Consider the following 8,575-nt stretch of genomic DNA (forward strand, 5'->3'; position numbering starts at 1 on the left):
TTGAAGACTTCCGGGTTGATCCACAGCCAGTTCACGCGGTGAATGTTCACCGGCACGGCCACGTAATCACCGTCGTACTTCACGGTATCGGAGACTTTCTTGTCGAGCAGGCTGTCCCACTTTTCCGCCTTGGCGACGTCTTTCAAAACGTCAGTGTCGAGCAGGCCGGTCGACGCCCATTCCTGGATGTCCGGGCCTTTGATCTGCGCTACGCCTGGCGGGTTGCCGGCAACGGCACGGCTTTTCAGCACGGTCATGGCAGTCGCACCGCCACCACCGGCAACGGCGCCGTCCTTCCAGGTGAAACCGTCTTTTTCGACTTGGGCCTTGAGCACATCGACAGCGGCTTTTTCGCCACCGGAAGTCCACCAGTGCACGACTTCGACCGAGCCTTTGGAATCGGCGGCGGAGACACTGAGCGGCAGGATTGCGAGCGGGAACAGGGAGGCGACAGAAATGACAGTAGCGAGGCGAGAAATCGCATTCATTCGAGATGTACCTTTCTTGTTGTTATGCATTGCAAGTCTGGTGCTTGCGCTGCACGGAGTTTAAACAGAGCGTTTCGCTTCGCAGGTAACGAAGGGACGCGTAAATGTCACGACATGGTTACACAGGAACAGGCCGGGACAACTGCGCCAAAGCCGTGGCCATGCTCGGCGCCAGCGGCAATCGCGGAATCAGCACAGCCTGCCAGGCGTGATACAGATCGGGCTTGCCCGGCCAGATATCGGCACTCGGCACATTCTGCGGATTGAGTTCGTGATGCCAGCTGCCGTGGCAACGGTCGATGAAATTCGTCTCACAGAACTCCCAGAACAGTCGGTACCAGGTTTCGTATTGCACGTCGCCGGTGCGTTTGAGCAAGGCACTGGCGGCGGCGCTGGCTTCGGCATGCGTCCAGTGCAGGCGATGGCGGACCACGGCTTTGTTGTGCCAGTCGAGGGTGTAGACAATGCCCGGTGCGCCATCGACATTCCAGCCGTGGCGGCAATTGTTTTCGAAGAGTTTTTGCGCATCAGTCGCCAGCCAGCCCGGCGTAAGCATGCCGGCCTGCACCCGCGCGGCTTCAAGATGCAGGAGCAAGCGCGCCCACTCGAAACCGTGGCCCGGCGTGGTGCCGTAAGGACGAAAACCGTCAGCCGGATTGTCGTGGTTGTATTCGCGCAGCGGTTGCCAGTCGCGATCGAAGTGTTCGATGACCATGTAGTCGTTGGCTGCAGCGTGACCATGGATCACTCGTTCGACGATGCGCTGGGCGCGCACCAGCCAGCGCGGATCTTCGGTGACATCGGCCAGCGCGAGGAATGCTTCGGTCGCGTGCATGTTGCTGTTGGCGCCGCGATAGGCTTCTTCTTCGCTCCAGTCGCGATTGAAGAATTCGCGCATGGCGCCCTCTTCTTCGCTCCAGAAATAAGTGTCGATGATGTCGATGGCGTCATCGAGCAAAGCTTGAGCGCCGGGCCGTTGTGCGACCACGGCGGAGCTGGCGGCGAGCGCGACAAAGGCGTGCAGATAGGCGTTCTTGCCGGTGTTGTCGTCGCGGTGTCCGGCAACCGCAAACCAGCCGCCGTGCAACGCATCACGCAGTGGCCCGCGCAACGCGGCGATACCGTGGTCGACCAGCTCGGCAAACCCCGGCAGGCCCTGAATGTGCGCCATGGCGAAACTGTGGGTCATGCGCGCGGTGTTCATGGTTTCGGCTTGCGCGTGCGCCGGCAGACGGCCGCGCTCGTCGAGGTTGCCGAAGCCTTCGGGCAGTCGTGATGCCTTGGCGAAATCCAGCAGACGCAGGCCTTCGGCGGCTAGCCATTGCTGGTGGGCAGGGGCGTTCAGCCAACTGCTGAAGTCTGGGTGAAAGGTGTCCATGGCGTGACCCTTTTTTGTTGTTAGGACTGCGGGCAGTCTAAACAACGGGCCGGGGCGGGCTTGTAACGAAGGGGACGGGGTTTGTCACTGGCTCGTGACAAAAGAGAAGAGCAAAAGCACCCTCACCCCAACCCTCTCCCGGAGGGAGAGGGGGCCGACCGAGGTGTCTTGCGTCCTCCGTCGACCTGGAACCACTGAGTCGATTATGGATTGGGTAATGCCCCGAACCGATTTGGGATTCGATATTGCACGTTCAGGTCGGCGTATCTCTCAAGCATCCCCCAATCGGTCCCCTCTCCCTCTGGGAGAGGGCTAGGGTGAGGGGCTTTTCGGGGTTAATCCACAGACCGAGGCAACTGCAACGTCACCCGCAACCCACCCTCACGCAGGTTCTGCAACGTCACCTCGCCGCCATGGCTATGGGCAATGTTGCGCGCAATGCCCAGACCAAGTCCGTAGCCCTGCTGCTGCCCCGCCAGGCGGAAGTGCGGCTCGAACACTTGCTCCAGCCGCTGCTGCGGCACACCCGGGCCTTCATCGTCGACATGCAAAACGAAGGCGCTGTCATCGTCATCGATGTGCAGGTGCGCGTTCTGCCCGTACTTCAAGGCGTTGTCGATCAGGTTGCCGATGCAGCGCTTGAGCGCCAGTGGTTTGCCCGGATACGCCGACAGCGCGCGGCCATGCTGAGTGACGCGGCCATTGCCGTTCGGCGCCAGATACGGCTCGACCAGGCAATCGAGGACATGGTTGAGATCCACCGGCTCGATGTTCTCGTGGATGTCGGTGTCTTTCACGCATTGCAGCGCGCCTTTGACCAGCAGCTCCAGCTCATCCAGATCGCGGCCGAACTTGGCTTGCAGCTGTTCGTCTTCGAGTAGTTCGACGCGCAAGCGCAGGCGGGTGATCGGCGTGCGCAAGTCATGGGAAATCGCGCTGAACAACTGGCTGCGTTCGGTCAGGTAGCGGCTGATGCGTTCGCGCATGGTATTGAACGCTCGGCCCACCTCCACCACTTCACTGCCGCCGCCCTCCGCCACCGGCTCGACGTCGGCGCCCAGCGACAGATCCCGCGCCGCCCGCGCCAGGCGCTTGAGCGGCCGGCTCTGCCAGTGCACCAGCAGGCCGATGAACAACAACAGAAAGCCGCTGGTGAGGACAATGAACCACACCTGCTGCGCCGGCAGGCCTTGCTCTTCGAGACTGGTGTACGGCTCCGGCAGCAGCGAGGCGATGTACAGCCATTCGCCCGGGGCCATTTGAATCTGCGTGACCAGCACCGGCGGATTCACCGGCTCCAGGGTCAGCGCGTAATGCGCCCAGGAGCGCGGCAATTCATCAAGTTTCAACCCTGCGTTGAAAATCCGCAGGTCTTCGGGGCTGACGAAGGTCACGGAAATATCCGTGTCATGGCCCAGAGACTGGCGCAGCACTTCGTCCACCGCTTGCATCACCGCAGCCTTGCGGGGCGTCACCGGCAGCACGTCCATGCCCAGCGGTTTGTCATTGAGCGTCACGACAAATCGGGTGCCGCCCATGCTGCGCAATTGATCGAGCACCAGCGGTCGGTAGGCCACCGGCAGGGAACGGAAATAGCTGACGCTGGCGGTCATCGAATGCGCCAGGCTACGGGCGCTGGTGACGAGGCCTTCGAGCTGGGTGGCGCGCAGTTGCGACACCCAGATCACGCTCGACAGCGTCTGCGCGAACAGCACCGCCAGCAGGGTCAGCAGCAGCATCCGCCCGAGCAGTGAGCGCGGCACCGGTATGCGGTTGGCAAATTTGCGTAGCGACTCAGTGAGCATTGCCGGCAACCACATTGGCTGCCAACTGATAACCGCTGCCACGCACGGTGCGAATCAAGCGTGGCGGTTTTTCGGTGTCGCGCAGGCGTTGGCGCAAACGGCTGACGGCCATGTCGACGATGCGATCGAGCGGCATCAGATCGCGGCCACGGGTGGCGTTGCCGATGGTGTCGCGGTCGAGGATTTGCTGCGGGTGGTCGAGGAACAGTTTCAGCAGGGCGAAATCGGCGCCGGAAAGAATCACTTCCTCGCCGTCGGTGTGGAACAGCCGATGACTGACCGTGTCCAGGCGCCAGTCGTCGAAGACCAGCACTTCGCTGCCGCTGCGTTCGTGGGCGAATTGTGCGCGACGCAGCAGGGCCTTGATCCGCGCTTGCAGTTCGCGCGGGCTGAACGGTTTGCCGAGGTAGTCATCAGCGCCAAGTTCCAGACCGATCACCCGGTCGGCTTCGTCGGAGCTGGCGGTCAGCATGATGATCGGCACCTGCGCCTGACGCGGATGCTGGCGCACCCAGCGGCACAGGCTGAAACCATCTTCGTCGGGCAGCATGACATCGAGGATCACCAGATCGCTCGGCGCCTCGTTGAGCGCCTGACGAAAACCGGCACCATCGGCGGTGGCCCTCACCTGAAACCCGGCGCGGGTCAGGTAGGTTTCCAGCAACTCGCGTATTTCCTGGTCGTCATCGACCAACAATATCGACTTGTTGACTGAGCTCACTTCGAAGGCATCCTTGTTGTTGGAGTTGGGGCGGATTATGCCTGATGAACCTGGAAAATTTGTCGCCTGTTGATCGTTCCCATGCTCTGCGTGGGAATGCAGCCCGTGACGCTCCGCGTCACTGGACGCGGAGCGTCCCTTGAGGCATTCCCACGCGAAGCGTGGGAACGATCTCTATGCAGGTGTTGCTTGATCCAGCGCCACACCGGCGCCAACGAGGCCGGAGTACGGCGCGGTCACCAGCCAGACCGGGATGCCTTTGAAGTAATCGCTCATGCAGCCCTTGTCGGCGAAGCAGCGGGCGAAGCCGCTGGCGAGGAAGAAATCGGCGAAGCGTGGAATCACCCCGCCAACGATGAACACGCCACCGCGCGCGCCGGTGGTGAGCACGTTGTTGCCGGCAACGCGGCCGAGCCAGCAGCAGAATTGCTCGAGCACTTCCAGGGCAATCGGGTCACCGGCCAGGCCGGCGGCGGTGATCGCTTCCGGCGTCTCCAGCTTTGGCTCATGGCCATCCACCGCGCAGATCGCCCGGTACAGCCGCGGCAGGCCGCCGCCGCTCAACGCGGTTTCCGCGCTGACATGGCCGATCTCGTTGTAGATGTGTTGCCAGAGTTGCGTCTCGCGCGGGCTGCTCAGCGGCAGGTCGACGTGACCACCCTCGCCCGGCAACGCGGCAAAGCGCCCTTCGCCGAGATCAAGCAAGGTGCCGACACCCAGGCCAGTGCCGGGGCCGATCACCACCGCCGGGCGCAACGGCTCCGGCGTGCCTTCGCAAACCACGCGGAATTCGCCGGGCTGCAAGCGGGTCATGCCCAGCGCCATCGCCGAGAAGTCGTTGGTCAGCAACAACTGCTCGACCTGCAAGGTCTTGCAGAACGCGCTGCGGCTGAGCCGCCAGTGATTGTTGGTGAATTTGAATTCATCGCCGCTCACCGGACCTGCCACCGACAGGCATACCGAGCCGATCGAACCCAGCGCCAGCCCGAGCCCGCTCAGGTACAAGGCGATTGCCTCTTCCGGGCTGGCAAAGTCGGCCGTGGCCAGCACCTGAACCGATTGCAGTTGCTGGTTTTGCCACAACGCGAACCGCGCGTTGGTGCCTCCGATGTCACCGACCAAAGCCAGTTTCAATTAAGCGTCTCCAGGGCAGAAGTGAAGGCGCTGGCGCCCTGCTCCGCCGAGCTGAAGGCCATGCGCATGAAGCCAAACAGCTCGCGGCCGCTGCCAATGTTGTTGCCCAACAGGCCCTTGGCAGGTTCGCGCGCTGCAAATTCGGCGGCGTCGACCTTCAGTTCCAAGGTGCCTTTGACGCCATCGACGCGGATGATATCGCCCTCTTGCACGCGCGCCAAAGCGCCTCCGACATAAGCTTCCGGGCTGACGTGAATCGCTGCGGGGATTTTCCCCGACGCGCCGGACATGCGCCCGTCAGTCACCAGCGCCACTTTGAAGCCGCGATCCTGCAATACGCCGAGGAACGGCGTCATCTTGTGCAGCTCGGGCATGCCGTTGGAACGCGGGCCCTGGAAGCGCATCACGGCGACAAAATCCTTCTCCAGCAGACCGGCCTTGAATGCGTCCGCCAGGTCTTGTTGATCCTGGAACACCATCGCCGGTGCTTCGACGATCTGGTTCTCCAGCGCAACGGCGGAAACCTTCATCACGCCGCGACCGAGGTTGCCTTCCATCACCCGCAAGCCGCCCTCCTGCGAGAACGCACGGGACACCGGACGCAGAATGTTTTCGTCGAGGCTGTCGGTCGGGCCTTCGCGCCAGACCAGCTCACCGTTATCGAGGAACGGCTCCTTGGTGTACTGGCTCAGGCCATGGCCGAGCACGGTGTTGACGTCTTCGTGCAGCAGGCCGGCGCCGAGCAGTTCGCGAATCAGGAAGGACATGCCGCCCGCTGCCTGGAAGTGGTTGATGTCGGCTTTGCCGTTCGGGTAGACGTGGCTCAGGGTCGGGACGACTTCGGAAAGGTCGGCCATGTCCTGCCAGGTCAGCTGAATGCCAGCGGCCATGGCGATGGCCGGCATGTGCAGGGTGTGGTTGGTCGAGCCGCCGGTGGCGTGCAGGGCAACGATGGAGTTGACCAGCGCCTTCTCGTCGACGATTTCGCCGATCGGCATGAAGTTGCCGTTCTGCTTGGTCAGGCGCGTGACCTGATGCGCGGCTTCGCGGGTCAGGGCGTCGCGCAGCGGCGTGTTCGGGTTGACGAAAGACGCGCCCGGCAGGTGCAGGCCCATGACTTCCATCAGCAACTGGTTGGTGTTGGCGGTGCCGTAGAACGTGCAGGTGCCCGGGCTGTGGTAGGACTTCATCTCCGATTCCAGCAGCTCTTCGCGGGTGGCCTTGCCTTCGGCGTACTTCTGGCGGACGTCGGCTTTTTCCTTGTTGGAAATCCCCGAAACCATCGGCCCGCCCGGGACGAAGATCGTTGGCAGATGGCCGAAGCGCAGCGAACCCATCATCAGGCCCGGAACGATCTTGTCGCAGATGCCGAGCATCAGCGCGCCGTCGAACATGTTGTGCGACAGCGCCACGGCGGTCGACATGGCGATCACTTCGCGGCTCGGCAGGCTCAGCTCCATGCCCGGCTCGCCCTGGGTCACGCCATCGCACATCGCCGGAGTGCCGCCGGCGAACTGGCCGACCGAGCCGATCTCGCGCAGGGCATTCTTGATCTGTTGTGGAAAGACTTCGTACGGCTGGTGCGCCGAAAGCATGTCGTTATAGGAAGACACAATGGCGATGTTCGCCGAGTTCATCATCCGCAGGCTGTGCTTGTCTTCAGTGCCGCAACCGGCCACGCCGTGGGCGAAGTTGGCGCATTGCAGCTTGCCGCGCATCGGGCCGTCGGTGGCGGCGCCGCGAATCAATGCAAGGTAAGCCTGACGCGTGGCGCGGCTGCGGGCGATAAGCCGTTCGGTGACCTCAAGAACGCGGGGATGCATGTGTAGAACTCCAGGCTAACGGATGTGGCGACCTGATTGTCTATGCTGATCAAACGCCGTTGTTGTTGGAATGACAGACGGCTTTTTTGACCATTCGGACCAGTTGATTCAGGTCACTCGTTGTAGATAAAACAAAATATTGCCACTAAAAAGGCTTGTTTTCTATTTTTATGCGAATAATCTTGTAATTCCAACAACAAAACGACGGCGGCGCTGTTCCATGACTCTTCGAATTGCAATCAATGGTTTCGGCCGCATCGGCCGTAATGTCCTGCGCGCACTGTATACCCAAGGCTATCGTCAAGACCTGCAGATCGTCGCGATCAACGATCTGGGTGACAGTTCGATCAATGCCCATCTGCTCAAATACGACACCGTCCACGGCACTTTCGACGCCGACGTGGCGCACGACAACGAAAGCCTGACGGTCAATGGCGACCGCATCGCAGTCAGCGCCATTCGCAACCCGGCCGACCTGCCGTGGGCCGCTGAAAAAATCGACGTAGTGTTCGAATGCACCGGTCTGTTCACCGACCGTGCCAAAGCCGCCGCGCATATCAGCGCCGGCGCCCGCAAGGTGATCATTTCTGCCCCGGCCAAAGGCGCCGACGCCACCGTCGTTTATGGCGTCAACCACGACATTCTGCGTCAGTCGCACCAGATCATTTCCAACGCTTCGTGCACCACCAACTGCCTCGCGCCAGTGGCGCAGGTGCTGCATCGCGAGCTGGGCATCGAAAGCGGCCTGATGACCACCATCCACGCCTACACCAACGACCAGAACCTCACCGACGTTTATCACAGCGACCCGTACCGTGCCCGCTCGGCCACGCAAAACATGATCCCGAGCAAGACCGGCGCAGCCGAAGCGGTAGGCCTGGTGCTGCCGGAACTGGCGGGCAAACTGACCGGCATGGCTGTGCGCGTACCGGTGATCAATGTGTCGCTGGTCGACCTCACCGTGCAACTGAAGAAAGAAGCCAGTGCCGACGAAGTCAACGCCCTGCTGAAAGCGGCGAGCCAGCATTCGAAGATTCTCGGTTACAACACCTTGCCGCTGGTTTCCAGCGACTTCAACCACAACCCGCTGTCGTCGATCTTCGACGCCAACCACACCAAGGTCAGCGGCAAGTTGCTGAAAGTGCTGGCCTGGTACGACAACGAATGGGGCTTCTCCAACCGCATGCTGGATAACTGCCTGGCATTGGGTAACGCCGAATAATCCC

Annotated in this window: 6 protein-coding genes and 1 pseudogene; 1 reads left to right on the top strand and 6 read right to left on the bottom strand. The window is 61.8% G+C overall.

Annotated features, from left to right (window positions below; translation table 11 throughout):
- From F8N49_RS21865 to edd, 6 genes and pseudogenes are all read right to left on the bottom strand, one after another.
- Positions 1–488, bottom strand: a pseudogene (locus tag F8N49_RS21865) (sugar ABC transporter substrate-binding protein); the annotation flags it as partial.
- A 118-nt stretch (positions 489–606) separates the two neighbouring features.
- Positions 607–1,866, bottom strand: coding sequence for an AGE family epimerase/isomerase (locus F8N49_RS21870; protein WP_151552534.1), 1,260 nt, complete (start codon positions 1,864–1,866; stop codon positions 607–609).
- A 335-nt stretch (positions 1,867–2,201) separates the two neighbouring features.
- Positions 2,202–3,671: an ATP-binding protein gene (locus F8N49_RS21875; protein WP_016773530.1), complete on the bottom strand. Its 1,470-nt coding sequence runs from the start codon at positions 3,669–3,671 to the stop codon at positions 2,202–2,204.
- A complete protein-coding gene (locus F8N49_RS21880) occupies positions 3,661–4,392 on the bottom strand; it encodes a response regulator (RefSeq protein ID WP_016773529.1) in 732 nt (243 codons plus the stop codon). Before F8N49_RS21880 ends, F8N49_RS21875 begins: the two co-directional genes overlap by 11 nt.
- 174 nt (positions 4,393–4,566) lie before the next feature.
- A complete protein-coding gene (locus tag F8N49_RS21885; RefSeq protein WP_073472029.1) occupies positions 4,567–5,526 on the bottom strand; it encodes a glucokinase in 960 nt (319 codons plus the stop codon).
- Complete coding sequence (gene edd / locus F8N49_RS21890) at positions 5,523–7,349, bottom strand: phosphogluconate dehydratase (RefSeq protein WP_016773527.1); 1,827 nt, start codon at positions 7,347–7,349, stop codon at positions 5,523–5,525. Before edd ends, F8N49_RS21885 begins: the two co-directional genes overlap by 4 nt.
- 220 nt (positions 7,350–7,569) lie before the next feature.
- Between edd and gap the strand changes: the two genes are divergently transcribed.
- Positions 7,570–8,571 (top strand): type I glyceraldehyde-3-phosphate dehydrogenase, encoded by a 1,002-nt coding sequence (gap, locus tag F8N49_RS21895; protein WP_151552536.1) that lies wholly within the window; start codon positions 7,570–7,572, stop codon positions 8,569–8,571.
- The last annotated feature ends 4 nt before the right edge of the window (positions 8,572–8,575 follow it).

This window comes from Pseudomonas sp. GXM4 (assembly GCF_008923895.1).
GTDB lineage: Bacteria > Pseudomonadota > Gammaproteobacteria > Pseudomonadales > Pseudomonadaceae > Aquipseudomonas > Aquipseudomonas atacamensis.